This window comes from Streptomyces sp. SP17BM10, from assembly GCF_036322405.1.
Taxonomy (GTDB): Bacteria; Actinomycetota; Actinomycetes; order Streptomycetales; family Streptomycetaceae; genus Kitasatospora.
On the sequence record NZ_JAQYXB010000586.1, the window covers coordinates 1 to 528 of the forward strand.

At 71.6% G+C, this 528-nt stretch carries 1 protein-coding gene; it reads left to right on the top strand.

Annotated elements, in window-relative coordinates; all coding sequences use genetic code 11:
- Nucleotides 1-528, top strand: a 528-nt coding sequence (locus tag PUR71_RS18840; protein WP_329928196.1) for a condensation domain-containing protein, incomplete at both ends; no start/stop codon positions are given.

A 528-nucleotide genomic window follows, 5' to 3' on the forward strand; every position in this document is an offset into this window, starting at 1 on the left:
GGTGGTGGCGGGGCGGTCGGACGAGGCGCTGGACGAGTTGATCGGGTTCTTCGTCAACACGCTGGTGCTGCGGACGGACCTGTCGGGCGACCCGAGCGTCCGGGAGCTGCTGCGCCGGGTGCGCGAGGCGGACCTCGACGCCTTCGGGCGCCAGGAGGTGCCGTTCGACCGGCTGGTGGAGGTCGTGAACCCGGTCCGTTCGGCGGCCCGGCACCCGCTCTTCCAGACCATGGTGGTGCTGCAGAACAACTCCTGGACGACGTTGCGGCTGCCGGGGCTGGAGACCGAGGAGTTCCGGGTCGACCACCGGATCGCCAAGTTCGACCTGTCCCTGGACGCCTGGGAGCACTTCACCGGGGACGGGCGACCGGCGGGCCTCGGAGGCCGGTTGGAGTTCGCGAGCGACCTGTTCGACCGGTCGACCGCCGAGGTGCTGGTGCAGCGGTTCGTCCGGGTGCTCGCCGGGATGGCGATGGAGCCGGATGTGCGGGTGGGGGCGCTGGAGGTCCTGGCGGACTCGGAGCGGGA